The sequence below is a fragment of the uncultured Tenacibaculum sp. genome, assembly GCF_947494125.1.
GTDB lineage: Bacteria > Bacteroidota > Bacteroidia > Flavobacteriales > Flavobacteriaceae > Polaribacter.
Genome location: NZ_CANLTU010000005.1, coordinates 88,216 through 113,690, shown reverse-complemented (window position 1 = coordinate 113,690; position 25,475 = coordinate 88,216). Strand labels below are relative to the sequence as shown.

Here is a 25,475-nt window from a genome sequence, read left to right as displayed (position 1 = left end):
TTTGCTGATTTGAAAATACATTCTATATTTGCACCCGCTAACGCAAAAAAAACAATGACCTGGTAGCTCAGTTGGTAGAGCATCTCCCTTTTAAGGAGAGGGTCCTGGGTTCGAGCCCCAGCCCGGTCACTAGTTTTTTTAAGTTTATCAGAATATGATAAATTTGTGAAAACTCTGGGGAGATTCCAGAGCGGCCAAATGGGACGGACTGTAACTCCGTTGTCTTACGACTTCGCAGGTTCGAATCCTGCTCTCCCCACAAAACCTCAATTTAATAATTGAGGTTTTTTTGTGTTTAAAAATATTTTGTTTATCTTTTTTTTGTTTTTGTTAAACAAATTGTATTTTAGCTTAAGTTTAATCATTTATATATGAAACGTATACTTTTATTACTGTTCTTACTACAATCATTTATTATTACAAGTCAAAATCTAGGAAGAATTACTGGAAAAATAATTGACTCAAAAACAAGAGGGGTAATTCCTTTTGTAAACGTGTTGGTTTATGGTACTTCAATAGGAGTAGCATCTGATGAAGAAGGGAATTTTAAGATAACGAATGTTCCTTTAGGATATAATAAATTACAAGTTTCATTTATAGGTTATGAGCTGTTAATTACAGATGAGTATTTGGTAACTAAAGATAATTCGCCATACATAACTGTTGTATTAAATGAGAATTTAACAAAGTTGAAAGAGGTAGAGGTAAAAGCAAGTTTATTTAAGAAGTCGCTAGAAAGTCCTCTGTCGTTGCAAAGCTTAGGAGTTGCAGAAATAGAGAAAAACCCAGGAGGAAATAGAGATATTTTAAAAGTTATTCAATCTTTTCCGGGAGTGGCTTCAAATCCAGGATTCAGAAATGATATAATTATTAGAGGAGGTGCAACTTCAGAAAATAAATTTTATTTAGATGGTATAGAAGTTCCTGTAATAAATCATTTTCAAACACAAGGAGCTACAGGTGGTCCAGTTGGAATTATGAATGCAGACTTAATAAGAAAAGTAGATTTTTATTCGAGTGCTTTTCCTGCCAATAGAGGCAATACATTAAGCTCGGTTATTGAGTTTACACAGAAAGTAGGAAATCAAACCTCACTTAATACAAGAGCTACTTTAGGAACTTCAGATGCAGGTATTACATTGGATGGGCCGATTGGAGATAAAACTACTTTCATGTTTTCAGTACGTCAATCATATCTTAAATTTTTATTTAAGTTAATAAAATTACCTTTTTTGCCAACGTATAACGATTTTCAATTAAATGTAAAATCAGAATTATCAAAAAATAGTGAGTTATCAATTATAGCTTTAGGAGCGATAGATGATTTTGAATTAAATAAAACAGTAAATGAAGGAGAGGAAGATTTAGAAACAATTAAACGAAATAAAGTTATATTAAATACAGTGCCAGTAAATAGTCAATGGAATTATACAGTTGGTGCTAGTTATAAATATTTTGCAGAAAATGTTACACATTTAATAGTGTTAAGTAGGAACGAACTTAAAAATAAAGCAGTAAAGTATTTTATGAATGAAGAAATAGCTCCGAATTTGCTGTTAAATTACAATTCTAAAGAAATAGAAACAAAGTTTAGGTATGAGTTAAACTTGAATACAGAAAGTAGTTATAAAGTGAATTTAGGAACTAATTTAGAAACCGCAACATATAAAAATAATACGTATAGAAAGGAGGCAAATACTCAAGGAGTTTTTGAAGATACATTTAATTCAGAAATTGATTTTGTTAAATATGGAGTGTTTGGTCAGGTTTCAAAAGAGTACCTAAATAGTACGTTAGGAGTTTCTTTTGGTTTTAGACTAGATGGAATAGATTATAATAGTGAAATGAGAAATTTATTGAATCAATTTTCACCAAGAGTATCTTTAAATTATTTACTAAATGATAAATGGTCTATAAATACATCTATTGGTCGTTATTATCAATTACCATCTTATACAGTTTTAGGTTTTAAAAATAATGCAGGAGAATTTGTTAATAAAAAAGGTTTAAAGTATATCCAATCGGATCATTTGGTGGGAGGTTTATCATATAAGCCAAATAAAAGTTCTAAAATTACGTTTGAAGGGTTTCATAAATCATATAGTAATTATCCATTTTCTGTAAGAGACCAAATAAGTTTAGCAAATTTAGGAGATGATTTTGGCGTAGTAGGAAATGAAGAAGTGGTTTCTAATTCAAAAGGAAGGGCATATGGATTTGAGTTTTTAGCTCAAAAAAAATCGTATAACGGTTTATATGGAATTGCATCTTATACTTTTGTAAGAAGTGAGTTTAAAAATGCTTTAGGAGAATTTATTCCTTCTACTTGGGATAATAAACATCTTATAACCATAACTGCTGGTAAGAAGTTGAAAAAGAATTGGGAAGTAGGAGCAAAGTTTAGATTAGTTGGAGGAAAACCTTTTACCCCTTATGATATAAATACTTCTTCATTAAAATCTAATTATGATGTTAAAAATGGTGGCGTTTTAGATTATGCTAGATTAAATAACGAACGTTTAGACACTTATACACAGTTGGATATTAGAGTAGATAAAACATGGTATTTAAAAAAAGCAGCTATTAATTTATATTTAGATATTCAAAATATTTATGCAAGTAGTTCAAAGCAGCGCCCATTTTTACTGCCTATAGAAGATCAAAACGGTAGAGTTACGGATCCTAATGATAGCTCTAGGTATCTTTTAGAAGAAATAGAAAGTAGTTCTGGTAGAGCTTTGCCAAGAATTGGGGTAATAGTAGATTTTTAAGAGAATGAAGTTTTTAATGCTATTTAAAAACTGTAAATTGCTCGGAAATTAAAATTTATCTCATGAAAAAAATATTAGTAGCAGTTGCTTTTGTATCTCTAAGTATAGGCTCGTTAAGAGCTCAGAAATATCAATTTAAAGAAATAAAGGATATAGAAAATACTCAGGTTAAAAGTCAAGGAAGAACTGGTACTTGCTGGAGTTTTTCTACAACTTCATTTTTAGAGTCTGAAATTATACGTTTAACAGGGAAGGATATTGATTTATCTGAAATGTATACAGTACGTAATACGTATTCAGATAAAGCAAATAATTATTTATACCGTCAAGGAAAAGCGCAATTTAGTGAAGGCGGTTTAGGACATGATGTTATTAATTCAGTAGCAAAATATGGATTAGTTCCTGAAGTAGTATTTACTGGGTTGAATGTAGGAAATGATAAACATAATCATGCAGAATTAGTAGCGGTCTTAAAAGCAATGTTAGATGCTTATATTAAGAATCCTGCAAGAGAGCTAAGTCCTAGATGGCGTAAAGCTACTCAGGGTGTTTTAGATGTGTATTTGGGAGAAAATAAAGATGAGTTTACTTTTGAAGGAAAAACATATACTCCTAAAAGTTTTGCAGAATATGTAAAAATTGAACCAGCAAATTATGTAACATTAACATCTTTTGAACAGGCAAAAAAATACGATAAGTTCGTGTTGAATATTCCTGATAATTTTTCCAATGGAATGTTTTATAATGTGTCTTTAGATGAATTGGTAAAAGTTACAGAAGAGGCTGTTGAAAAAGGATATACTATTGAGTTGGATTGTGACGTTTCTGAAAAAACATTTTCATCTAAAAATGGTGTTGCAATAATACCTGCTAGTAGTACAGATGCTAAAAAAGGATTAAAAGAGATTGTAAAAGAAAAGAAAATTACGCCTAGTTTACGACAATCTGAGTTTGAAAATTTTAATACGACTGATGATCACTTAATGCACATAGTTGGGTTGGTAAAAGATCAAAATGGAAATAAGTATTTTAAAGTAAAAAACTCTTGGGGTACTAATCAAGGAAATAAAGGATATGTTTATATGTCTATTCCTTATTTTAAATTAAAAACAATATCAGTGTTGTTGCATAAAGATGGAATTTCTAAAGACTTAAAAAACAAATTGAAAATCTAGTAAACTAAGAATTATTTATAAAAAATAAAACCTCGAGCAAAATGCTTCGAGGTTTTGTTTTTATTGGTGTAATGCGGGAATTTTGTATCTTTCCGGAGTTAGAAAAAATAAAACTATATGGAGGAAAAAAATAATCAGGATGAAAATGTAGAGCAGTCTAAACAAGCTGTTCAAGAAGATGCTTTAGGGTTGTGGGAAAGCTCTAAAAAATTTATTATTGAGTTATTAGATTTTCGTCATGATACAGATCAAGAAGCTACAATTGAAGCAATTAAAAACGATATACCATTTAAAGGAGCTACCGCATGGATTTTAATATGTTCAATATTTGTAGCATCAATAGGTTTAAATGCTAATTCAACAGCAGTAGTAATTGGAGCCATGTTAATATCTCCATTAATGGGGCCAATTTTAGGTATAGGAATGTCTATAGCTATTAATGATATTGATACACTAAAAAAATCAATGATAAATTTAGCAACAATGATTGTGTTAAGTTTATTAACAGCTTTTCTGTTTTTTGCAATATTTCCTCTAAAAGAAGAGACTTCAGAATTATTAGGAAGAGTTAAGCCTGATATACGAGATGTATTAATAGCCTTTTTTGGAGGGTTGGCTTTGATTATAGCACGTACTAAAAAAGGAACAATAGCTTCAGTAATATTTGGTGTAGCAATTGCAACGGCATTAATGCCTCCTTTATGTACTGCAGGTTATGGTTTGGCTATAGGTAATTTCGATTACTTTTTAGGAGCTATGTATTTATTTACAATCAATACAATATTTATAGCACTAGCTACTTTTTTAGTATTGAAACTATTAGGGTTTACTATGATTCGTTATGTAAATTCAGAAAAAAGGAAGAGAATAGCTCGTTTAGCTTCTTTTGTTGCGTTTTTGGTAATGGTTCCTGCAGTATTTACATTTATTAATGTTTATAAGGAGAGTATCGTAAATGCTAATTATAAGAAGTTTTTGAAAGAAGAAATAGAATCAAATAAAGACTTATGGTTGCAGCGTGAAAAGATAAATAGAGAAGAGAAAAAGATCAGTTTGTTTTTTAATGGAGATGTAAATGACGCAACTAAAACTTTTTTGAGGAATGAATTAAAGAGTTATTCAAGAATTGATTCATATGAGTTGCTTATTAATGAAAATAAAGCTAGAAGTGTAGATAGAGTAGTAGATGCTTATGATAGAGCTATTGTTGAATTAGATGAAAAGGATAATGTTATTAAAGGCTTGCATAAAGAAATAGATGGATTAAAAACTACTATAACTAGTTTAAATAATAGGCTTGAACGGGACGCATTAAATAGAGATAAAAATACTGTACCGTTTAGTAAAATAGCTAAAGATGCTAAAATTAGATACAATGATATAAAGCGTATTAGTTTTGCAAAAATACTATCCTCTAAAGATTTTATTAAGATTGATACGATCCCTGAATTATCGATAGTTTGGGATAAAAAAATAAAAGATTCTATTATAACAATAAAAGAAAAGGAATTGAGAATTTGGCTTCAAAAAGAGTTGAAGTTAGATACTTTATTAATTAAGAAAAAGTAATTTTATTTTTTAAAATTACTAATAAAAAAACCGAGCATTTGCTCGGTTTTTTTTATTTTCTTGGTTTTTTTCGTTTATATTTTTTAAATAAACTACGATGAAAATCGTGTTCAGCAATTTCTAGTGCTAAAATCTTTTTATAAGGAAGGATTTTAGAAACTTGCTTGTGAAACTTAGCTTTAATTTCATAACGTTGTTTATTGATAGTCTGAATGTTTTTTAGAATTTCTTTAGACTCTTTTTCAGAAAGTTTTTCAATTCCGCCATTCTCCTTAATTTTTTTCTTAATACTAACTCTTTCCTCACGATGAAGACTCATCATGTTTTTGTCATATTTATTATAAATAGGCCAAAACTTTTCCGCTTCATCAGATGTTAAGTCTAATTTTTCGGTAAGAAAAGAAACTTTATAAGCTCTAATCTTTTCTCTTCCTTTTTTGTATTGAGCATTTGCTGTTGTTGCAAAAATGCTAAAAACAATAAATGTTACTATTAATTTTTTCATGTTACTGTATTTCGTTTAAGTATGTAGAGCTGTCTATGCCGTCCAAATATTCTTCTAAATTATCATTGCTAATATCGCTAAAAGCATCGCTATCTAAATCGATTGTATTTAAAGCTATAGCAAATTCATCATCATCAGTATCACCATATCCATTTTCGTACCAAGCTGTAATATCGGCTTCAGTGATATCATCTATAGTATAAGTACTACCGTTATCAGTATTAAAATAATTTAAACCTATGAATAGCAATATTGAAGCAGCTGCAGCAACAGGAACCATTTGTAGAAATCTTTTACGCAGAGAAATAATTTTAACTTCTTTAGGTTGGGGGTTACTTATTTTAGCAAAAATATCATCTTCTATTTCATTAAAATAATTACCAGGAACTTTGAAGCTATTCTTTTTGGTAAAGCTTTCTGTTTTAATAGAACTTAAAAGACCTTCTTCTATATCTTCAAAATAATTATTAGGAATAGAGAATCCAGTTTTCTTACCAACTTTTTGGTTTATAAAATCTATGTTATTTTTTAATTCTTTATCCATCTCACTTCTAAGACCTTATTTTTTACAAAAGGTTTAATTATAGTTTTTAATAAACTGTTCTATTTTTTTTACCGCAATGTGATAAGATGCTTTTAAGGCACCAACAGATGTTTCTAGAACTTCAGAAATTTGATTGTATTTCATCTCATCAAAATACTTCATATTAAAAACAAGTTGTTGTTTTTGAGGAAGCGTTGCAATAGCTTTTTGCAAAATAAGTTGAATTTCATCTCCAGAAAACCAATTATCGCTATCTAAATTAGAAACTAATTGATGTTGATAATCGGTAATGTCTATATTTTTCTCTTTAGCTTTTTTATTAATAAAGGTGATAGACTCATTCGTGGCTATTCTATACATCCAAGAGTACAGCTTACTATCTCTTTTAAAATTATTAATGTTTTTAAAAATTTTAATGAATGTATTCTGTAATACATCGTCTGCATCGTCATGACTAATTACAATTTTTCTTATATGCCAATATAATCGCTCTTTGTATTGCGATATTAAATGTTTAAAAGCTACTTCTCTTGTTTTAAGATCTTGTAACTGTTCTATAAGTGTAATTTCGTCGGTCAACTAAATTTGTTTAGCTGTTAGACTTTAAAGATAATAAAAGGTTTAAAAAGATAATAAAATTATTTTTTGCGTTTTCTAGAGCAACCAAATAAACGTTTTTCTTTAATAGTTTCAGAAACTCCTTCAGGTAGCATTTCTTCCCATCCTTCTTCGTCATCTTTAATCATCTGCAATACTTTTCTAGAAAAAATATGCAAAATTTCAGGATCGAAGTTCTCAATATCTTTTAGCTTCCCATTGTTTTTAAAGAATTTATACAATTCTTTCATTCGAGGATGCACTTTTAAGTTATCGCTAGTAATATATTCACCAGTTTCTTCATCTTTGTAAGGGAACATATAAACTTTTAAATCTCGATAAAATAGTTTACCAAAAGCTTCTAAAATACCACCACTTAAGTCACGATAATATTTTTCGTCGAATATTTGAATAAGATTGTAAACACCCATGGCTAATCCCATTCTTTCCTTAGTAAACTCACTAAAGTATTCAACCAATTTAAAGTATTCTTGGTAGTTAGTAATCATTACATTTTGCCCTAAAGCACACAGTAATTCTGCTCTGTCTAAGAAATCACGTTCATTAATTTCACCTTCAGCACGAAGATTACTTAATGTTATTTCGAAAATAATTTGTGTTTTCTCAGGATTTACTTTTTTCTCTGCTAAAAATAATTGTTTAGATCTTTCAAACATATCCATGTTTACCTTGGTAACAGGACGGTAACTACCACGAAGCGCTAAAATATTCTTTTTGTAAAGTACTTGAGCAGGTAGTAAGTTGTTTCCATCAGGACCGAACATTACTGCATTTGTCATTCCGTTTTTAACTAATTGTAAGCTCATTAAACGGTTGTCAACATACATAAAACGAGGTCCAGAGAAATTAATCATGTCAATTTCTAAACGATCACTGTCTATATTATCATAAAAAGATTTTAGTAAATCTTTAGGATTGTCATTTAAATAATAGGCACCATACACTAAATTAACACCTAAAATACCCAGTGTTTCTTGTTGTTGACGAGCATCTGTTTCTTTAAAACGTAGGTGTAAAATAATTTCGTTATAATCTTCTAATGGATCTAACTGAAAACGGATACCGATCCAACCATGGCCTTTAAATTTTTTCGAGAAATTTATAGTTGCAACGGTGTTTGCATAACTAAAAAATAATTTATCAGGATGCTTTTGACGATCAAGACGATCTTCAATTAAATCCATTTCATGCTTTAGCATTTTCTTTAATCGAGGTTCAGTAACATATCTACTATCTTCTTCTATACCATAAATAGCATCAGAAAAATCTTTATCATATGCACTCATTGCTTTTGCAATAGTTCCCGAAGCACCACCGGCTCTAAAAAAATTACGAACAGTTTCTTGACCAGCTCCAATTTCCGCAAATGTTCCATAAATATGAGCATTTAAGTTAATTTTTAAAGCTTTTGTTGTAGTCGTTGGTACTGTACTTATTTTCTGATCTCCTTTTAGCGTAATTGCCATTCTATTATTTTTTGTTACGTATAACAAATGTACTGAAAATAGGATTTATCAGACAATTTTTGTCGTATTTTTGTGATAATAATGGAGAAAAAAAAGCAATTAAAAATAACTTTTTTAGGTACAGGAACATCTACTGGAGTTCCTATGCTAACAAGTAAGCATCCAGTAGCCTTTTCAAAAGATCCTAGAGATAGAAGGTTAAGATCTTCAATACTAATTTCTTGGGATGATATTAATTATGTAATTGATTGTGGACCTGATTTTCGTCAACAAATGATGAGAGAAGAAGTTATGTCTATAAATGGAATTTTATTTACGCACGAACATGCCGATCATATTGCTGGTTTAGACGAAATTAGGCCCTATTGTTTTCAAATGGGAGAGGTGCCTTTATATGCATCAGAAAGAGTTTTTGGAGTCTTGAAAAAAAGATATGATTATATATTCGCAACTGAAAATCGTTATCCAAGTGCTCCGAAGGTTTCAACAACAACTATTTCTCATAATGAAAGCTTTTTTTTGAATGAAGTAAAAGTTACACCTGTAGAAGTAATGCACGGTCGTTTGCCTATTTTAGGATATCGTTTTAATGATATTGCTTATGTAACGGATATTAAAACAATTACAGAAGAAGAAAAAGAAAAATTAAAAGATTTAGATGTGTTAATCGTTACGGGGTTAAGAAGAGAGGTGCATGCAACACATTTTAATCTTGAAGAAGCATTGCTTTTTATAGATGATATAAAACCTAAAAAAGCATATTTAACTCATATTAGCGAGTTGTTAGGGTTGCATGCTGAAGTAGAAAAAGAGTTGCCTGAAAATGTGTTTTTGTCTTATGATGGACTTGTTATTTAGCAAGTATCATATTTTTCAATAGTATTATTAAAATAAATTACAGAAAGTAATTGAGGTTTTTGAAATTGCTTTTTATTTTTACAAAAAACAATCTGTTACATGAAAATTATTATATCTCCAGCAAAGTCGCTAGATTTCGAAAATAAAGCGAATACAAATTTGTTTACAGAACCTAGATTTATAGAGCAATCTGTAAAATTAAATAAAAAGCTAAAAACATTATCAAGAAAAAAAATAGCAGATTTAATGAAGATCTCTAATGATTTAGCTAGTTTAAATTATGATAGAAATCAAGAATGGTTACCACCGTTTACTCTAGATAATGCTAAGCAAGCAATCTATGCATTTACAGGAGAGGTTTTTAGAGGAATAGATGTGCAAACTTTAGAAGAAGATAAAATACCAAGCTTACAAAATAACTTAAGAATATTATCAGGTCTTTATGGTTTGTTGAAACCATTAGATTTAATTCAGCCTTATCGTTTAGAAATGGGAACTAGACTGAAGGTAGGGAGAACAGAGAATTTATATAAGTTTTGGGGAGATACATTGGCGAATTCTTTGAACGATGAATTAGAAGAAGGAGAGTTGCTCATTAACTTAGCTAGTTCAGAGTATTTTAAAGCGTTGCCTAAAAAAACATTAAAAGTACCTATGATAACTCCTGTTTTTAAGGATTTTAAGAATGGACAGTATAAAACTATTATGACTTTTGCTAAAAAGGCTAGAGGTTTAATGGTGCGTTATATTATTGAAAATGATATAAAAAGTATAGAAGAACTTAAAGGTTTTGATGTAAGTGGTTATGGGTTTTCTGATGAAATGTCAACAGAAACTGAATTAGTTTTTACAAGGTAAATTTTAATTAGCTTTAAAATAAACCCAATGATTATTTTCTCTAAGAAATTTAGAGTTTTCATGAATGACTTCCATCTTGCCATTTTCAATAAAAAAAGCTTTAAATTCTACTGTACCTGTTGAATCTGTAGAATTTCCTAGAGAGCTGTTTAAAACATCTATTTTTACCCATGTAACTGATCTAGACCATGCTAAGATTTCTTTTTTCTCTCGATTAGATGGACGTGTTTTACTATGGTGACTCTTTTGTAAATAATTAATATTAGCTAATACAAAAGCACTATATCTCGATCGCATTAATTGTTCAGAAGTATTTGCTAAATGAATATCTTTATGTATTCTTTCGCAACATAATTTATAATCTATGTAAGGGTTGCAAGGGCATTTCATAATATGTTTAGTTTAATAGTTCACCGGATTCTTTAATTCTAAAACAACGTTCTTCTCCAAGATATAAAGGGTTTCCATGCTTCTCTGACCAGAAACCATCTAAAATATCTTTAGAAATACATTTGTATACAACAACTCCTTTGTATTTATTTTTATCCGTGCCTATGTAATTAAAATTAATTACTAAAATATTGTCTTTATAAAATCCAGTACCGTTTTGTTCTTGATCTTTATTAATTGTCCACTTAGCTATAATTCTATTATTAATGTCAAGGGTTAAAGAAAGAATTCCTTTGTAGGTATTGCTTTCAGCGTCTTGGTTATTTCCTATAATATTATAGTTTCCAATTAAATCTTTAATAATCATTTTTCTAAATAAATATAAATTACAGCTATTTTATTAAAATAAAAAAACCTCACCAAAGGCAAGGTTTTTTATTTGTCAATTTTATGTTTTAAACATCAGCTTCCATATAATCTTCAATAGGATTACATGAGCAAATTAAGTTTCTATCACCAAAAGCATCGTCTACACGACGAACTGAAGGCCAAAATTTATTATCAGCAATATACTCTAAAGGGAAAGCTGCTTGTTTACGAGAGTATGGTAAATCCCATTCATCAGCAGTTAACATTTCCTGAGTATGTGGTGCATTTTTTAAGACATTATTATTGTCATCTTTTACAGCTTCGCTAATTTCTTTACGAATAGCTATTAGTGCATCACAAAAACGATCTAATTCAGATACATTTTCACTTTCGGTAGGCTCTACCATAATAGTTCCTGCAACTGGAAAAGATACAGTAGGAGCATGGAAACCATAGTCCATTAAACGTTTTGCAATATCAACAACTTCAACACCATTTTGTTTAAACTCACGACAGTCTAAAATCATTTCATGCGCAGCACGATTCATTTCTCCTGTATATAAAGTGCTAAAATGTCCACTTAAACGCTCTTTCATATAGTTGGCATTTAAAATGGCATTTTTAGTTGAATTTGTTAAACCGTCAGCACCCAACATTGTAATATATCCATAAGATATTAAACAAGCTAAGGCAGATCCCCAAGGAGCAGCTGAAATAGCAGTAATAGCATTGTCGCCTCCAGTAGCAATAATTGGGTTTGTTGGTAAAAATGGTACTAGTTGAGGAGCAACACAAATTGGTCCAACACCAGGTCCACCCCCACCATGAGGAATGGCAAAAGTTTTATGTAAGTTTAAGTGACAAACATCTGCACCAATGGTAGCTGGATTTGTTAACCCTACTTGGGCGTTCATATTAGCGCCATCCATATAAACCTGCCCTCCATTATCGTGAATAATTTGAGTGATCTCTTTAATAGCTTTTTCATACACTCCATGAGTAGAAGGATATGTAACCATTAAAGCAGCAAGATTGTCTTTATGTTTCTCCGCTTTTGCGCGTAAATCTTCTACATCGATATTTCCTCTTTCATCAGTTTTGGTAACAACCACTTTCATACCAGCCATAACTGCTGATGCAGGATTTGTTCCGTGAGCTGATGCAGGAATTAAACAAATGTTTCTGTGGGTGTCTTCATTAGATTCGTGGTAAGCACGAATAACCATTAAACCAGCAAACTCACCTTGAGCGCCAGAATTAGGTTGTAAAGAAGTACCAGCGAAACCAGTAATTACATTTAATTGATTTTCTAAATTAGTTAAAACCTCTTGGTATCCTTGTGCTTGATCTATTGGAACAAATGGATGAATATTACCCCATTGAGGATTACTTAACGGTAACATCTCAGAAGCAGCATTCAGTTTCATTGTACATGATCCTAAAGAAATCATAGAGTGATTTAATGCTAAATCTTTACGTTCTAATTTTTTAATATAGCGCATCATTTCAGTTTCTGATTGATACGTGTTAAATACATCGTTGTCTAAGAAAGATGTATTTCTTTGAATACCTGCAGGAATAACATCTAAAGAAGTAAATTCCGAAACAGTAATATCTTGAACATTAAAAGCTTGCTCAAAACAGTCAACAATTGCATTTATTTCTTTTAAACTAACAGTTTCATTTATTGAAATAGAAACATGGTTATTATCAATATAATTGAAGTTAACTCCATTTTTTTCAGCAACAGAACGTAATTTATTAGCTTCAACCTCAATTAAAAGAGTATCGAAATATGAACTGTTTTTTTGTTTGAAACCTAAGCTTTCTAATGCTGTAGCTACTGTATTAGCAGCAGCATGTACTTTGTTAGCAATATATTGTAAACCATCTTTTCCGTGGTAAACAGCATACATACCAGCCATAACAGCTAATAAAACCTGAGCTGTACAAATATTTGAAGTTGCTTTTTCACGTTTAATATGTTGTTCACGAGTTTGTAATGCCATACGTAAAGCACGTCCACCATCAATGTCTTTAGTTACTCCAATAATACGACCTGGTATACTTCTTTTATATGCTTCTTTAGTAGCAAAATAACCAGCGTGTGGTCCACCATAGCCTAATGGAATTCCAAAACGTTGTGTTGTACCTACAACAACATCAGCACCAAATTCAGCAGGAGCTTTTAGTTTTATTAAAGATAAAATATCAGCAGCTACCGCTACTTTTATATTGTTTGCGTTACAATTAGCAACAAATGTTGTGTAATCATAAACTTGTCCGTGTTTTCCAGGGTACTGAACTATAGCTCCAAAGAACTCTTCAGAAAAATCAAAATCCTCATGGTTTCCAATAACTAATTCAATTCCAATAGGAATAGCACGAGTTTGTAATACTGATAATGTTTGAGGTAAAATTTCTTCAGAAATAAAGAATTTATTTACACCTGCTTTTTTCTGAGAACGTTCACGAACATCAAATAATAAAGCCATAGCTTCAGCAGCAGCAGTTCCTTCATCTAATAAAGAAGCGTTCGCTAATTCCATACCTGTTAAATCACAAACCATAGTTTGATAATTTAATAGCGCTTCTAAACGACCTTGTGCAATTTCAGCTTGGTAAGGAGTATAGGCAGTATACCATCCTGGGTTTTCTAAAATATTTCGTTGAATAACACTAGGAACAATTGCTTCATGATATCCTAAACCAATATAACTTTTAAAAACTTTGTTTTTAGCACCTAATTCGTTAACATGATTTAAATATTCATATTCACTCATTGCAGGATCTAAATCTAATTCGTTTTTTAAACGAATATCGTCAGGAATAGTTTCATAAATTAGTTGATCTAAACTTTCTACACCAATAGATGAAAGCATTTGTTGATGGTCTTTTTTACGAGGACCAATATGTCTTAATTGAAATGAATTAGTGTTCATTTGTGTTGTTGTTTTTTAAGTGGCTCAAAAATAGTGAAATTGTATGATTTTTGGATGTATATTTTTTGTTAAAAACGATATTTTATTAACCAAATGTTAGGGTTGTAAACAGAAAAGTTATTTTTGTGTAATGAAGTATTTTAAAATTATACTCGATTTTTATATTAATTCTAGTATTCATGTAGCATTAGCGGTATATGCTTTTGTTAGAATTACCGAATTATATTTTAATTTATCTTATAACGAACCTCTCGATTATTTTATGTTTTATGGGACAATTACGGGGTATAATTTTGTGAAATATGCAGGCGTTGCAAAATTGCATCACAGAAGTTTAACGACGTATTTAAAGGTGATTCAGGTTTTTTCTTTACTGTGTTTTATATTGTTGTGTTATTATGCATGGCAACTTTCTATAAGGACCCTTTTGTTGATTTCACCTTTTGGACTTTTAACATTATTATATGCAATTCCTTTTTTAAGTGGTTTTCAGAAAAACTTGAGAAGTGTAGGGTATTTAAAAATTATAGTTGTGGCTCTAGTTTGGATGGGAGCAACAGTGTTTCTTCCAGTTTTTGATGCTCAGATTGAATTTTCAAATATTGTAGGTTTAATCTCAGTACAACGATTTTTATTGGTAGTCGTTTTAATTTTACCTTTTGATATTAGAGATGTAAAATATGATGCAATTTCATTACAAACTATCCCAAGAAAAATAGGTGTAAAAAACACAAAAAAACTAGGAATAGTATTGTTAGTTATATGCTTGTTATTGGAGTTTTTAATAACAGGAAATTCTATTTTTAGAAAAAGCTTTTTCCTAATAATTTTTATGCTTTTTGTATTGTTAGTATGGGCAAAGGAAAACCAGTCTAAATACTATAGTTCTTTTATAGTGGAAGCTATTCCTGTTATTTGGTTAGTTTTTCTTTCTGTTTTTTAGTTTTTTAAAGAATTGGCTTCATTTTTAAAAGGAATAATAGTTGAATAAGAGAATGTTATTATTTTGTGATACTTTTTTTACCAATCATTTGTACATTCGTTGACTTAACAACACAACAATAACAAAAGAGTAAAAATTAGTAACATGAACTTAGTAAAACGAAGTTTTGTTTTCGATTTCGATAGCACTCTAACAAGAGTAGAAGCATTAGATGTTTTAGCTGAAATCACATTAGTGGGGAACCCGAAGAAGAATGAAATCATTCAGGAAATAATGGAGATTACCAATCAGGGAATTGATGGTGAAATTTCTTTTCCTCAATCTTTAGAAAAACGTATTCAATTATTGAACGCTAATAAATCTGATTTATCGGTATTAATAAAAGAGTTAAAAAAGCATGTTTCTTCTTCAATAGAAAGAAATAAAGAATTTTTTGAAAGTTTTTCTGATGATATTTATGTAATATCAGCAGGGTTTAAAGAGTTTATAGATCCAATAGTAGCGGCATATAACATTCCGTCGGAAAGAGTTTTTGCAAATACTTTTCAGTTTGATGAAAATGAGAATATTGTTGGGTTTGATAAAGAGAATTCTTTGTCAAAACACAATGGTAAAATAGAGTGTTTACAAAAACTGAATTTAGAAGGAGAAATTCAGGTAATTGGAGATGGCTATAGTGATGCGGTAACGAAAGAAGCAGGAGTTGCAGATAAGTTTTTTGCTTATACTGAAAATGTGTCTAGAGATAAGACAGTAGCGAATGCTGATCATGTAACGCCAAATTTAGATGAGTTTTTATACGTAAATAAATTGCCAAGAAACATATCATATCCAAAAAATAGAATTAAAATTCTATTACTAGAGAATGTACATCCAGATGCTTTCACAAAATTATCAGGAGATGGTTTTACAGTTGAAACAGTGTCAAGAAGTTTATCAGAAGATGAATTAATTGAGAAGTTACAGGATGTTCATGTACTAGGTATTCGTTCAAAAACTCAGGTTACAAAACGGGTGATTGAAGCTGCTGAAAAATTAATGGTTGTTTCTGCGTTTTGCATTGGAACTAAGCAAATTGATTTAGAAGCTTGTAAAGAAAATGGAATCGTAGTTTTTAACGCACCGTATAGTAATACACGTTCGGTAGTTGAATTAGCTATAGGAGAAATTATAATGTTAATGCGTAGTGTTTTTCAGCGTAGTACAGAATTGCATAATGGGGAATGGAATAAAACAGCTCAGGGTTCAAGAGAGGTTCGTGGAAAAAAACTTGGGATTGTTGGGTATGGAAATATCGGGAAGCAATTATCTGTTTTAGCAGAAGCTTTAGGTATGGATGTGTATTATTACGATGTTGAAGATAAACTAGCTTTAGGAAATGCAACAAGAATTAATACGTTAAAAGAATTATTAAATATTTCCGATGTAATTACATTGCATATAGATGATAATGCAGCGAATAAAAATTATATTGGAAAAGAAGAGATAGCTCAAATGAAAGATGGAGCTCATTTAGTGAATCTTTCTAGAGGTTTTGTTGTTGATATTGAGGCTTTAGTGGAGGCATTAAAATCGGGTAAATTATCAGGAGCAGCTGTAGATGTGTATCCAGAAGAGCCAAGAAAAAATGGTGATTTCTTTACAGAATTAAAAGGTTTAGATAATGTAATTTTAACACCTCATGTTGGAGGGAGTACAGAAGAGGCACAAAGAGATATTGCTGATTTTGTACCTAGTAAAATTATGGCATATATTAATTCAGGAAATACTGTAGATGCAGTTAACTTTCCGAATATTAGATTGCCACGGCAAACAAATGCACACCGATTTTTGCATATTCACAAGAATGTTCCTGGGATAATGGCAAAAATTAATAAAGTATTAGCAAAATATGAGTTAAATATTACAGGGCAATATTTATCTACAGATTCTAAAGTAGGATATGTTATTACTGATGTAGACAAAGAATATAATGAAGAAGTGATAGCAAAACTTCGTAAAGTAGACGGTACTATTAAATTTAGAGTGCTATATTAAAAAACAAAATTATTTTAAATGAAAAGCCTTGTGAAGTTTCGCAAGGCTTTTTTTATAAAGAATCAAAATCTTGCAAAGAGTTTTCAATTGAATGAGCTCCTTTTTGTAAAATAGAAATGTAATTCTGTACATTTTCAAGTCTAAATCTACTAGAAGGACCTGAAGCACTAATGCTAGCTATAGCGTTTCCTTTTTTATTAAAGATTGGGATGGCTATGCAAATTAAGCCTAATTCGAATTCTTCTAAATCTAAAGCATATTTTTGATTTTTAATAATCTGTAATTTACTTTTTAATTCGTTTTTTTTTGTAATTGTATTTTGGGTGAAAGCAGTTAGGGAGTTGTTTTTTAAATAATTTTCTTGCGTGTTAACTGAAGAAAAAGCTAAAAGTAATTTCCCAGAAGCAGTAGCATGAATTGGTTGGTAAGAACCAATAGAGGTGCTAATTTTTAAGCCTTGTAAGCTGTCGGCTTTATTGAGGTAAAAAACTTGCTGCTCTTTTAAAGCACCCAGTAAGACAGTTTCTTGAATTTCTAAAGCAACATTTTTTATAGGTTGATTAGTAACTGTAATTAATGATTGGTATAAAGAAACACGATTACCAAGTTCAAAAAGTTTACTTCCTAAGCGGTATTTTTCGTTTTCATTTTGATGAATGACATTTAAAGAAACCAAAGTACTTAGAAGCCTATATACTGTGCTTTTATTATAGCCAGTTTTATTCGCTAACTCACGAACACCCCATTCTTTTTTATCATTAGTAAAAGCGTCTAAAAGAATAAAAGCTTTTATAATAGATTGGTTTAAATTTTTGTTATCAACCATGTTTTTTAGAAAATCATTTTTGCTAATGTAATAAAAAAGTGTAAATTTATAAAACACCGTTTCATTAAATGAAACGCTTTAGTTTTTAATTTACTTGTAAATCGATTATCTTTAGTGTTTCTAAGAAAGGTTTTTTTGAAATAAAAAGATACATGTATAAAGCATCACTTGATTACGCACAAGAGCAAGATAAAAAAGATAAATTAGCTTACCTAAGAGATCAATTCCATATACCAAAAGATAAAAGTGGAAATGACTGGTTATATTTTACAGGTAACTCTTTGGGATTACAACCAAAATCTACTCAAAAATATATTCAACAAGAGTTAGATGATTGGGCAAAATATGGAGTAGAAGGACATTTTGAAGCTCAGAATCCTTGGTTGCCATATCATGAGTTTTTAACAGAGAGTATGTCTAAAATTGTTGGGGCAAAGCTATTAGAAGTTGTAGTTATGAATACGTTAACTACAAACCTTCATTTGTTAATGGTATCTTTTTATCAACCAACAAAAAAGAAATATAAAATAGTTATAGAAAGTGATGCATTTCCATCAGATAGATATGCAGTACAATCACAATTAAAATTTCATGGTTATGATGTTGAAGAGGGATTAATAGAATGGAAACCAAGAGAAGGAGAAGAATTATTAAATATTGAAGATTTAGAACAAATTGTTTCTGAACAAGGAGATGAAATAGCATTGCTATTAATAGGAGGAGTAAATTACTATACAGGTCAATATTTAGATTTAAAACGCATAGCAGAAATAGGTCATGCAAAGAACTGTTTTGTAGGAATAGATTTGGCACATGGAGCTGGTAATATTTCACCAGAACTACATAATTCGGGAGTAGATTTTGCTGCATGGTGTACTTATAAATATTTAAATTCAGGTCCAGGAAGTTTAGGAGGCTTGTTTGTGCATGAAAAACATGCAAATAATAAAGAATTACCTCGTTTTGCAGGTTGGTGGAATCATAATAAAGAAACTCGATTTAATATGCGTCAACCATTTGATGTAATGGAAGGAGCAGAAGGGTGGCAGCTATCTAACCCTCCAATATTATCTATGGCAGCAATTAGAGCATCTTTAGATATGTTTAATAAGGTTGGAATGGAAGCATTAAGAGAAAAATCGGAAAAATTAACAGGTTATTTTGAGTTCTTAATTAATCAATTAGATACAGATAGGATTAAAATTATTACACCATCCAATCCAAAAGAAAGAGGATGTCAGTTGTCAATTCAGGTTAAAAATGCAGACAAAAGTTTGCATAAAAAATTAACAGAGAATAATATAATTACCGATTGGAGAGAGCCAGATGTTATTCGATGTGCACCAGTACCAATGTATAATAGCTTTGAAGATGTATTTAGAATGGTAGAAATTTTAAAGAATTTATTATGAGTTTAGAAGTTCACGTAAAAGACATTGTAAGAAGAAATGTAGAAGAGGTTTTTAATGCAATAATTGATAAAGATAAAATCTCAAAATATTTTGTTTCTGAGGCAAGTGCTAATTTAATAGAGGAAACAAAAGTAAAATGGGAATGGAAAGACTTTTGTGCAGAATGTATAGTAACTGTAGTATCTGTAGAGAAAAATAAAAGAATTGTTTTTGGTTGGAAAGGAAATCAAGTAGCAACAGAAGTGGAGATGGAATTTAGTAGTAAAGAGGAGAATATAACAGAAGTTAATATTATAGAAAAAAGCTACGAAAATAATGAAGAAGGAATAAAAAAAGTAATGCAACAAACACAAGGTTGGACAGATTTTTTATGCTCATTAAAAGCATATTTGTATACAGGTGTGAATTTGAGAAATGGAAAAATGAATTAATTCAGTTTTATGAATAAAAAAGATAAGATAGTAATTGTTGGGGCAGGATTATGTGGTTCATTATTAGCATTGCGTTTGGCGCAAAGAGGATATAAAGTAGCAATGTATGAAAGTCGATCAGATTTACGTACAACAGACATATCGGCAGGACGATCAATTAATTTAGCATTGTCAGATAGAGGATTTAAGGCGTTACGTTTAGCCGGAGTGGAAGAGAAAGCACGTGAAATTTGTATTCCAATGTATGGCCGTTTAATACATGATACGGAAGGAAATACATTTGCTTCAAATTATTCAGGAAGAGAGGGAGAATATATAAACTCAATTTCAAGAGGAGACTTAAACGGTATCTTATTGACCGAAGCAGAAAAGCATGAAAATGTAACGATACATTTTAATAAAAAATGTACCTCAGTAGATATAGAAAATACAGTAGTTCATTTTAAAGATTATAAAACAAAAGAAGAGTTTTCAATAGATGCAGATGTTGTTTTTGGAACAGATGGAGCAGGTTCTATATTGCGAAAAAGTTATTACTTAGAAAGAAAGTTTTTATTTAGTTATTCGCAAAACTATTTAACACATGGGTATAAGGAATTAGAGATTCCAGCAGATGCTTTAGGGAATCATCAAATAAGTAAAGATCATTTACATATTTGGCCACGAGGAAAATATATGCTAATAGCACTCCCAAATTTAGATGGAAGTTTTACAGTAACCTTATTTTTAAGTTATGATGAAGGTGAATATAATTTTAACAATTTAACAACAGAAGAAAAAATTACAGAGTTTTTTGAAAAGGAATTTCCAGATGCCTTAAAGTTAATACCAAGTATAAAAGATGAGTTTTTTAACAATCCAACAGGAGCTTTAGGAACGGTAAAATGCTCACCATGGCATTATCAAAATAAAACCATTTTAATGGGGGATGCGGCACATGCAATTGTTCCGTTTTATGGACAAGGAATGAATGCTTCTTTTGAAGATGTAACTGTTTTTGATACTATTTTAGATACTTGTACAGGAAACTGGGAAGAAGTGTTTAAAGAATATCAGAAAGTTAGAAAAACAGATACTGATGCAATAGCAGATTTAGCAATAGATAATTATTACGAAATGAGAGATCATGTTGCTAATCCATTATTTAAGAAAAAACGTATGTTAGAAATGGATTTAGAAAAGACATTTCCAAATGAATATTTTTCTAAGTACTCGATGGTAACTTTTAATGAAAATATACCATACGCAGAAGCAATGAAAAAAGGGAGAGCGCAAGATAAAGCGTTGTTAAATATGGTAGCGCATAATGATTTAAATGAAATTACAGATTTAAATCAAGTACTTAAAAAAGTGCAAGAAGAAACAAATGAGATTTTAGAGGAAGATAAGATCGCTGGGTTAAATTAATTGAAAATGAAAAATAAATCAATAGAAGAACTTAATAGGCAAATAAAAGTACTCAAGTTAGTAAGCAAAGCCATGCTTATAACGTTAATACTTTTATTAGGAGTTACAGTATATGGTTTATTAACAAAAGAAAATAAAGTTGTTTTTATAACCTTAATGCCTATAGCATTTGGTTTGTTAACAATTATTTTTCTCCAGTATGCTAGCATAAAGAAAATAAAAGAAGAAATAAAATTGAGAGAAAAATAATGAAAACATATATTGTTTTATTGCGTGGAATAAATGTATCAGGGAAAAATAAGCTTCCAATGGCAGAATTACGTGAAATACTAAAAGAATTAGGTTTTCGAAACGTACAAACGTATATACAAAGTGGAAATATAGTTTTAGAATCAACAGAAACGAAAGAAAAAATTTGTAAAAAGATAAGAATAGGTATACATGAAAAATATGGATATGATGTACCAGTATTAGCAAGAAGTCCAAAAGAATGGAAAGAGGCAATTAAAGCATATCCTTTTTCAATAGAAAATGATAAAATAGTAGCGTTTACATTTTTAGATAAAGTTTCAAAAGAAGTAAAAATTGAGGTAAAGGGAATAAAAGAAGATCAATATAAAATAGATAGAGATGTAGTGTATTTACATTGTCCTTCAGGTTTTGGAAAAACAAAATTGACTAACAATGTTTTTGAAAATAAATTAGATGTAATAGCTACAACAAGAAATTATAAAACAACAATAAAGTTGCTAGAAATGGCAACAAACGAATAAGGAAGATGGATAGCAAAGTAATCAAAGGAAAAGCAATACCAAGAGGGAAGTTTCCACATGTAAAAGTAGTAGGAGATTTTATATACGTATCGGGTACAAGTTCTAGGAGACCAGATAATTCTTTTGAAGGAGTTGAGGTAGATGAATTTGGAACAACAAACCTAGATATAAGGAAGCAAACAAAAGCTGTAATTGAAAACATTAGAGGGATATTACAAGAGGTAGGAGCTGATTTAGAAAATATCGTTGATGTAGGTTCTTTTTTAGTAAATATGAATGATTTTGGAGGTTACAACGAAGTGTATGCAGAATATTTCGATTATAATGGACCTACACGTACAACAGTTGCGGTGCATCAATTGCCACATCCACATTTATTGATAGAGATAAAGGTAGTAGCTTATAAAAAGCAATAATAAATATGGAGGAATTCAATCAAAATATAGAAGAATTAATCAGTAGAGGTTATTCAATTACTAAACCAGTGTTTAGTAATGAAGAGTTGTTGAGGTTAATTAGTTTGATTGAAAATTCAGAAAAAAGTTATGCAATTAGACAACTGGTAAATAAAATACCCGAAGTACAAGAGTTGGTTTTTCAGAATGAAAATTTTAGAAAGTTATATAAATTAGTTTGTAGCGAAGATTATTTTTTGTCGAAAGCAATATTTTTTAACAAGCCAGCAAAGTCAAATTGGTTTGTAAGTCATCATCAAGATTTGAGTATAAGTGTTAAAAATAAAATAGAGGTAGAAACATATACGAATTGGACAAATAAGAAAGGACAGTTGGGAGTTATTCCACCAAAAGAAATTTTAGAAAACACAGTTACTTTTAGAATACATTTGGACGAAACCAATGAAACTAATGGAGCGTTAAGAGTGATTCCAAAATCTCATAAAAAAGGAATTATTAGAGTACATGAAAAATTTGATAAAGACTTTTTAGGAAAAGAAAAATTGTGTAAAGTGAATGCAGGAGGAGTTATGTTAATGAAACCTCTATTAATGCACGCATCATCAAAATCTATCTCAGAAAAAGATAGAAGAGTAATTCATTTAGAGTTTTGTAACCAAGAAATTCCAATGGTGTGGTTGGAAAAAAAGACAATAAGTTAAAATGCAAAATATAAAAAACTACATAAACGGAGAATTTCAATCTCCAATTAATGGAGAATATATAGATAACTATAATCCGTCTATAGGAGAAGTGTACGGACAAATACCAAATTCAACAAAAGAAGATGTTGAGTTAGCATATCAGGCAGCTTCATCTGCATTTCAAGCTTGGTCAAATACTACTTTAGATAAAAGAAGCGAAATTTTATCTAGAATAGCAGCATTGATAAAAGAAAAATTACCTGAATTAGCCGCAGCAGAAGCAAAAGATAATGGAAAACCATTGAGTTTAGCAACAGCTATTGATATCCCTAGGGCATCATCAAATTTTCAGTTTTTTGCCAATGCGATAACACAATTTTCTTCAGAAGCTCATGAGAGTGTAGGGTTGGGAGCGATGAATTTTACCTTGCGTCAACCAATAGGAGTTGTGGGATGTATATCGCCATGGAATTTGCCTTTGTATTTGTTTACATGGAAAATAGCACCGGCTATAGCTGCGGGTAATTGTGTAGTCGCTAAGCCAAGTGAGGTAACACCAATGACAGCTTATTTATTGGGGGAAATTTGTAACGAGGCAGGTTTACCAAAAGGAGTGTTAAATATAGTACATGGATTAGGAGGAAGCGCAGGGCAGGCAATTGTTGAACACCCAAATATTAAAGCGATATCTTTTACAGGAGGAACTACAACAGGAGCTCATATTGCTAGAGTAGCAGCACCAATGTTTAAAAAATTGTCATTAGAATTAGGAGGTAAGAATCCGAATTTGATATTTGCGGATTGCGATTACGATAAGATGTTAGCAACAACAGTACGATCATCATTTGCAAACCAAGGTCAAATATGTTTATGTGGAAGTAGAATTTTAGTAGAAGAAACTATCTATGAGCAATTCAAAAAAGATTTTGTACAAAAAGTATCAGAATTAAAAGTTGGAAATCCGTTTGAAGAAAATACTAATATAGGAGCATTGGTTTCTAAACAGCATTTAGAAAAAGTAAAGTCTTATATAGACATAGCAGAACAAGAAGGAGGAACAATTTTATTTGGAGGAAATAAAGTTGAGGTAAAAGGAAGCGAAGAAGGATATTATTTACAACCGACAATAATAGAAGTAAAGGATAATCAATGTAAGTTAAATCAGGAAGAAATTTTCGGGCCAGTAGTTACCATTATGTCATTTAAAACGGAAGAAGAAGCGTTAGAATTAGCAAACGATGTAGTCTACGGATTGTCTGCAACTATGTGGACAAACAGCTTAAATAGAACCATGAAACTGTCAAAAGAATTACATTCAGGAATAGTTTGGGTAAATACATGGTTGTTACGGGATTTAAGAACGCCTTTTGGAGGACAAAAAGATAGTGGAGTAGGAAGAGAAGGAGGTTTTGAAGCACTACGGTTTTTTACAGAACCTAAAAATGTTTGTATAAAATATGAATAAAGAAATAAGGCAAAAAATTGTAACTGTTTGTGATGAAAAAATAGCAAAGAAAGGAGAAAATGTAGGATTGTCTTTTTATGCTTTTTTTAAAAATAAAAATGATAATCCAAAATTGTTAATGGAAGTAGCAACTTGGTGGATTCAAAAGCACCAATTAGATCACTTTGAAAAAGCAGTTAAAATAAAAACAATGATTCGTAATAACGATTAGAAATGAATTTAAATATAGATACTAAAAATGCCTTGGTTTGCGGAAGTACACAAGGAATAGGAAAAGCATCAGCAATACAGTTAGCAGAAGAAGGAGTAAATGTAACGTTGATTGCACGTAACGAGGAAAAGCTAAAAAAAGTTTTAGCAGAATTACCAAATAAGAATCAAAACCATACTTATATAGTTGCAGATTTTTCGAATCCAACAGAATTGAAAGAGAAAATAGAAGCATCAAATTTAGATTTTCATATTTTAGTAAATAACACAGGAGGGCCAGCAGGAGGACCAGTATTTAATGCACAGTTAGATGAGTTTGAAAGAGCATTTACACAGCATTTAAAATGTAATCATGTGTTGGTACAAGCATTGGTGCCTTTTATGAAAGAAACTGGTTATGGTAGAGTTATTAATGTAATATCAACTTCTGTTAAACAACCTTTAGATGGTTTAGGGGTGTCGAATACAATTAGAGGAGCAGTAGCAAATTGGTCAAAAACATTAGCAAATGAATTAGGGCAATTTGGTATTACAGTAAATAATGTATTACCAGGAGCAACAGGAACTGAACGTTTAAATGAAATTATAAATAATAAAGCGACTAAAACAGGAAAATCTGTGGAAGAAGTTGCAGAGACAATGAAAAACGCTTCCCCAGCAAAAAGATTTGCAAAACCAGAAGAAATTGCAAACGCTGTTGTCTTTTTAGCAAGTGAAAGAGCAAGTTTTATCAATGGAATTAACGTTCCTGTTGATGGAGGAAGAACAAAATCATTATAGATTTATAGAATCAAAAAATAAACAATC

General features: G+C 30.5%; 25 protein-coding genes and 2 tRNA genes. 19 read left to right on the top strand and 8 right to left on the bottom strand.

Annotated features, from left to right (window positions below):
* Positions 1–56: 56 nt before the first annotated feature.
* From Q0881_RS10300 to Q0881_RS10280, 5 genes are all read left to right on the top strand, one after another.
* A tRNA-Lys gene (locus Q0881_RS10300) sits at positions 57–129 on the top strand.
* 47 nt (positions 130–176) lie between these two features.
* Positions 177–259 (top strand) — tRNA-Tyr (locus Q0881_RS10295).
* A gap of 112 nt (positions 260–371) precedes the next feature.
* Positions 372–2,771: a TonB-dependent receptor gene (locus tag Q0881_RS10290; protein ID WP_299159788.1), complete on the top strand. Its 2,400-nt coding sequence runs from the start codon at positions 372–374 to the stop codon at positions 2,769–2,771.
* Positions 2,772–2,833: 62 nt separating this feature from the next.
* A complete protein-coding gene (locus Q0881_RS10285) occupies positions 2,834–3,946 on the top strand; it encodes a C1 family peptidase (protein WP_299159785.1) in 1,113 nt (370 codons plus the stop codon).
* 117 nt (positions 3,947–4,063) lie between these two features.
* On the top strand, positions 4,064–5,515 hold the full coding sequence (locus Q0881_RS10280) for a DUF389 domain-containing protein (RefSeq protein ID WP_299159782.1): 1,452 nt from the start codon (positions 4,064–4,066) through the stop codon (positions 5,513–5,515).
* Positions 5,516–5,567: 52 nt separating this feature from the next.
* Here Q0881_RS10280 and Q0881_RS10275 read toward each other — a convergent pair whose 3' ends face one another.
* Genes Q0881_RS10275 through Q0881_RS10260 form a run of 4 tightly spaced genes read right to left on the bottom strand, consistent with a single transcriptional unit; the run spans position 5,568 to position 8,648 of the window.
* The gene (locus tag Q0881_RS10275; protein WP_299159780.1) at positions 5,568–6,020 is read right to left on the bottom strand and encodes a sensor of ECF-type sigma factor; all 453 of its coding nucleotides are present in this window, start codon (positions 6,018–6,020) and stop codon (positions 5,568–5,570) included.
* A gap of 1 nt (position 6,021) precedes the next feature.
* A complete protein-coding gene (locus Q0881_RS10270) occupies positions 6,022–6,564 on the bottom strand; it encodes a hypothetical protein (protein WP_299159777.1) in 543 nt (180 codons plus the stop codon).
* A 33-nt stretch (positions 6,565–6,597) separates the two neighbouring features.
* The gene (locus Q0881_RS10265; protein ID WP_299159775.1) at positions 6,598–7,143 is read right to left on the bottom strand and encodes an RNA polymerase sigma factor; all 546 of its coding nucleotides are present in this window, start codon (positions 7,141–7,143) and stop codon (positions 6,598–6,600) included.
* A 59-nt stretch (positions 7,144–7,202) separates the two neighbouring features.
* Positions 7,203–8,648, bottom strand: a complete 1,446-nt coding sequence (locus tag Q0881_RS10260; RefSeq protein WP_299159772.1) for a TonB-dependent receptor — start codon at positions 8,646–8,648, stop codon at positions 7,203–7,205.
* 81 nt (positions 8,649–8,729) lie between these two features.
* On the opposite strand from Q0881_RS10260, the gene Q0881_RS10255 reads away from it, so the two are divergent.
* Together Q0881_RS10255 and yaaA are read left to right on the top strand one after the other, a co-directional pair.
* Positions 8,730–9,506 (top strand): MBL fold metallo-hydrolase, encoded by a 777-nt coding sequence (locus Q0881_RS10255; protein WP_299159770.1) that lies wholly within the window; start codon positions 8,730–8,732, stop codon positions 9,504–9,506.
* A gap of 99 nt (positions 9,507–9,605) precedes the next feature.
* Entirely contained in the window at positions 9,606–10,364 is a 759-nt protein-coding gene (gene yaaA, locus Q0881_RS10250; RefSeq protein WP_299159768.1) for a peroxide stress protein YaaA, read from the top strand.
* Between the two features lie 3 nt (positions 10,365–10,367).
* Here yaaA and Q0881_RS10245 read toward each other — a convergent pair whose 3' ends face one another.
* From Q0881_RS10245 to gcvP, 3 genes are all read right to left on the bottom strand, one after another.
* The gene (locus Q0881_RS10245; protein ID WP_299159766.1) at positions 10,368–10,754 is read right to left on the bottom strand and encodes a YchJ family metal-binding protein; all 387 of its coding nucleotides are present in this window, start codon (positions 10,752–10,754) and stop codon (positions 10,368–10,370) included.
* A 7-nt stretch (positions 10,755–10,761) separates the two neighbouring features.
* Positions 10,762–11,121 carry a hypothetical protein gene (locus tag Q0881_RS10240; RefSeq protein ID WP_299159764.1) on the bottom strand — a complete coding sequence of 120 codons (360 nt, stop codon included), beginning with the start codon at positions 11,119–11,121 and terminating at the stop codon, positions 10,762–10,764.
* Between the two features lie 88 nt (positions 11,122–11,209).
* On the bottom strand, positions 11,210–14,065 hold the full coding sequence (gcvP, locus tag Q0881_RS10235) for an aminomethyl-transferring glycine dehydrogenase (protein WP_299159761.1): 2,856 nt from the start codon (positions 14,063–14,065) through the stop codon (positions 11,210–11,212).
* A gap of 130 nt (positions 14,066–14,195) precedes the next feature.
* Between gcvP and Q0881_RS10230 the strand changes: the two genes are divergently transcribed.
* A complete protein-coding gene (locus Q0881_RS10230; RefSeq protein WP_299159759.1) occupies positions 14,196–15,008 on the top strand; it encodes a hypothetical protein in 813 nt (270 codons plus the stop codon).
* A gap of 144 nt (positions 15,009–15,152) precedes the next feature.
* Complete coding sequence (gene serA, locus Q0881_RS10225; RefSeq protein WP_299159757.1) at positions 15,153–17,045, top strand: phosphoglycerate dehydrogenase; 1,893 nt, start codon at positions 15,153–15,155, stop codon at positions 17,043–17,045.
* A 52-nt stretch (positions 17,046–17,097) separates the two neighbouring features.
* Here the strand turns inward: serA and Q0881_RS10220 are convergent, their stop codons facing one another.
* The gene (locus Q0881_RS10220) at positions 17,098–17,871 is read right to left on the bottom strand and encodes an IclR family transcriptional regulator (protein WP_299159755.1); all 774 of its coding nucleotides are present in this window, start codon (positions 17,869–17,871) and stop codon (positions 17,098–17,100) included.
* Positions 17,872–18,023: 152 nt separating this feature from the next.
* Here Q0881_RS10220 and kynU point away from each other — a divergent pair, with 152 nt between their 5' ends.
* From kynU to Q0881_RS10170, 10 genes are read left to right on the top strand one after another with little or no spacing between them, the layout of a single operon-like run.
* Positions 18,024–19,283 carry a kynureninase gene (kynU, locus tag Q0881_RS10215; RefSeq protein WP_299159753.1) on the top strand — a complete coding sequence of 420 codons (1,260 nt, stop codon included), beginning with the start codon at positions 18,024–18,026 and terminating at the stop codon, positions 19,281–19,283.
* Complete coding sequence (locus tag Q0881_RS10210) at positions 19,280–19,714, top strand: SRPBCC domain-containing protein (RefSeq protein ID WP_299159751.1); 435 nt, start codon at positions 19,280–19,282, stop codon at positions 19,712–19,714. The genes kynU and Q0881_RS10210 overlap by 4 nt, the downstream gene beginning before the upstream one ends.
* A 9-nt stretch (positions 19,715–19,723) precedes the next feature.
* Complete coding sequence (locus tag Q0881_RS10205) at positions 19,724–21,121, top strand: NAD(P)/FAD-dependent oxidoreductase (RefSeq protein ID WP_299159749.1); 1,398 nt, start codon at positions 19,724–19,726, stop codon at positions 21,119–21,121.
* Positions 21,122–21,127: 6 nt separating this feature from the next.
* A complete protein-coding gene (locus tag Q0881_RS10200; protein WP_299159747.1) occupies positions 21,128–21,370 on the top strand; it encodes a hypothetical protein in 243 nt (80 codons plus the stop codon).
* Entirely contained in the window at positions 21,370–21,894 is a 525-nt protein-coding gene (locus Q0881_RS10195) for a DUF1697 domain-containing protein (protein ID WP_299159745.1), read from the top strand. Before Q0881_RS10200 ends, Q0881_RS10195 begins: the two co-directional genes overlap by 1 nt.
* Positions 21,895–21,899: 5 nt before the next feature.
* The gene (locus Q0881_RS10190) at positions 21,900–22,310 is read left to right on the top strand and encodes a RidA family protein (RefSeq protein WP_299159742.1); all 411 of its coding nucleotides are present in this window, start codon (positions 21,900–21,902) and stop codon (positions 22,308–22,310) included.
* A gap of 5 nt (positions 22,311–22,315) precedes the next feature.
* On the top strand, positions 22,316–23,011 hold the full coding sequence (locus Q0881_RS10185) for a phytanoyl-CoA dioxygenase family protein (RefSeq protein ID WP_299159739.1): 696 nt from the start codon (positions 22,316–22,318) through the stop codon (positions 23,009–23,011).
* A gap of 1 nt (position 23,012) precedes the next feature.
* Positions 23,013–24,458, top strand: coding sequence for an aldehyde dehydrogenase (locus tag Q0881_RS10180; protein WP_299159737.1), 1,446 nt, complete (start codon positions 23,013–23,015; stop codon positions 24,456–24,458).
* Positions 24,451–24,669 carry a DUF6500 family protein gene (locus Q0881_RS10175; RefSeq protein WP_299159735.1) on the top strand — a complete coding sequence of 73 codons (219 nt, stop codon included), beginning with the start codon at positions 24,451–24,453 and terminating at the stop codon, positions 24,667–24,669. Before Q0881_RS10180 ends, Q0881_RS10175 begins: the two co-directional genes overlap by 8 nt.
* A 2-nt stretch (positions 24,670–24,671) precedes the next feature.
* Entirely contained in the window at positions 24,672–25,448 is a 777-nt protein-coding gene (locus Q0881_RS10170; protein ID WP_299159732.1) for an SDR family oxidoreductase, read from the top strand.
* Positions 25,449–25,475 lie beyond the last annotated feature (27 nt).

What these genes read in the sequence shown, in the direction of transcription:
- Q0881_RS10290 (WP_299159788.1), top strand. Translation starts at nt 372, where the DNA reads ATGAAACGTATACTTTTATTACTGTTCTTACTACAATCATTTATTATT.
- Q0881_RS10285 (WP_299159785.1), top strand. Translation starts at nt 2,834, where the DNA reads ATGAAAAAAATATTAGTAGCAGTTGCTTTTGTATCTCTAAGTATAGGC.
- Q0881_RS10280 (WP_299159782.1), top strand. Translation starts at nt 4,064, where the DNA reads ATGGAGGAAAAAAATAATCAGGATGAAAATGTAGAGCAGTCTAAACAA.
- Q0881_RS10275 (WP_299159780.1), bottom strand. Translation starts at nt 6,020, where the DNA reads ATGAAAAAATTAATAGTAACATTTATTGTTTTTAGCATTTTTGCAACA.
- Q0881_RS10270 (WP_299159777.1), bottom strand. Translation starts at nt 6,564, where the DNA reads ATGGATAAAGAATTAAAAAATAACATAGATTTTATAAACCAAAAAGTT.
- Q0881_RS10260 (WP_299159772.1), bottom strand. Translation starts at nt 8,648, where the DNA reads ATGGCAATTACGCTAAAAGGAGATCAGAAAATAAGTACAGTACCAACG.
- Q0881_RS10255 (WP_299159770.1), top strand. Translation starts at nt 8,730, where the DNA reads ATGGAGAAAAAAAAGCAATTAAAAATAACTTTTTTAGGTACAGGAACA.
- yaaA (WP_299159768.1), top strand. Translation starts at nt 9,606, where the DNA reads ATGAAAATTATTATATCTCCAGCAAAGTCGCTAGATTTCGAAAATAAA.
- Q0881_RS10245 (WP_299159766.1), bottom strand. Translation starts at nt 10,754, where the DNA reads ATGAAATGCCCTTGCAACCCTTACATAGATTATAAATTATGTTGCGAA.
- Q0881_RS10240 (WP_299159764.1), bottom strand. Translation starts at nt 11,121, where the DNA reads ATGATTATTAAAGATTTAATTGGAAACTATAATATTATAGGAAATAAC.
- gcvP (WP_299159761.1), bottom strand. Translation starts at nt 14,065, where the DNA reads ATGAACACTAATTCATTTCAATTAAGACATATTGGTCCTCGTAAAAAA.
- Q0881_RS10230 (WP_299159759.1), top strand. Translation starts at nt 14,196, where the DNA reads ATGAAGTATTTTAAAATTATACTCGATTTTTATATTAATTCTAGTATT.
- serA (WP_299159757.1), top strand. Translation starts at nt 15,153, where the DNA reads ATGAACTTAGTAAAACGAAGTTTTGTTTTCGATTTCGATAGCACTCTA.
- Q0881_RS10220 (WP_299159755.1), bottom strand. Translation starts at nt 17,871, where the DNA reads ATGGTTGATAACAAAAATTTAAACCAATCTATTATAAAAGCTTTTATT.
- kynU (WP_299159753.1), top strand. Translation starts at nt 18,024, where the DNA reads ATGTATAAAGCATCACTTGATTACGCACAAGAGCAAGATAAAAAAGAT.
- Q0881_RS10210 (WP_299159751.1), top strand. Translation starts at nt 19,280, where the DNA reads ATGAGTTTAGAAGTTCACGTAAAAGACATTGTAAGAAGAAATGTAGAA.
- Q0881_RS10205 (WP_299159749.1), top strand. Translation starts at nt 19,724, where the DNA reads ATGAATAAAAAAGATAAGATAGTAATTGTTGGGGCAGGATTATGTGGT.
- Q0881_RS10200 (WP_299159747.1), top strand. Translation starts at nt 21,128, where the DNA reads ATGAAAAATAAATCAATAGAAGAACTTAATAGGCAAATAAAAGTACTC.
- Q0881_RS10195 (WP_299159745.1), top strand. Translation starts at nt 21,370, where the DNA reads ATGAAAACATATATTGTTTTATTGCGTGGAATAAATGTATCAGGGAAA.
- Q0881_RS10190 (WP_299159742.1), top strand. Translation starts at nt 21,900, where the DNA reads ATGGATAGCAAAGTAATCAAAGGAAAAGCAATACCAAGAGGGAAGTTT.
- Q0881_RS10185 (WP_299159739.1), top strand. Translation starts at nt 22,316, where the DNA reads ATGGAGGAATTCAATCAAAATATAGAAGAATTAATCAGTAGAGGTTAT.
- Q0881_RS10180 (WP_299159737.1), top strand. Translation starts at nt 23,013, where the DNA reads ATGCAAAATATAAAAAACTACATAAACGGAGAATTTCAATCTCCAATT.
- Q0881_RS10175 (WP_299159735.1), top strand. Translation starts at nt 24,451, where the DNA reads ATGAATAAAGAAATAAGGCAAAAAATTGTAACTGTTTGTGATGAAAAA.
- Q0881_RS10170 (WP_299159732.1), top strand. Translation starts at nt 24,672, where the DNA reads ATGAATTTAAATATAGATACTAAAAATGCCTTGGTTTGCGGAAGTACA.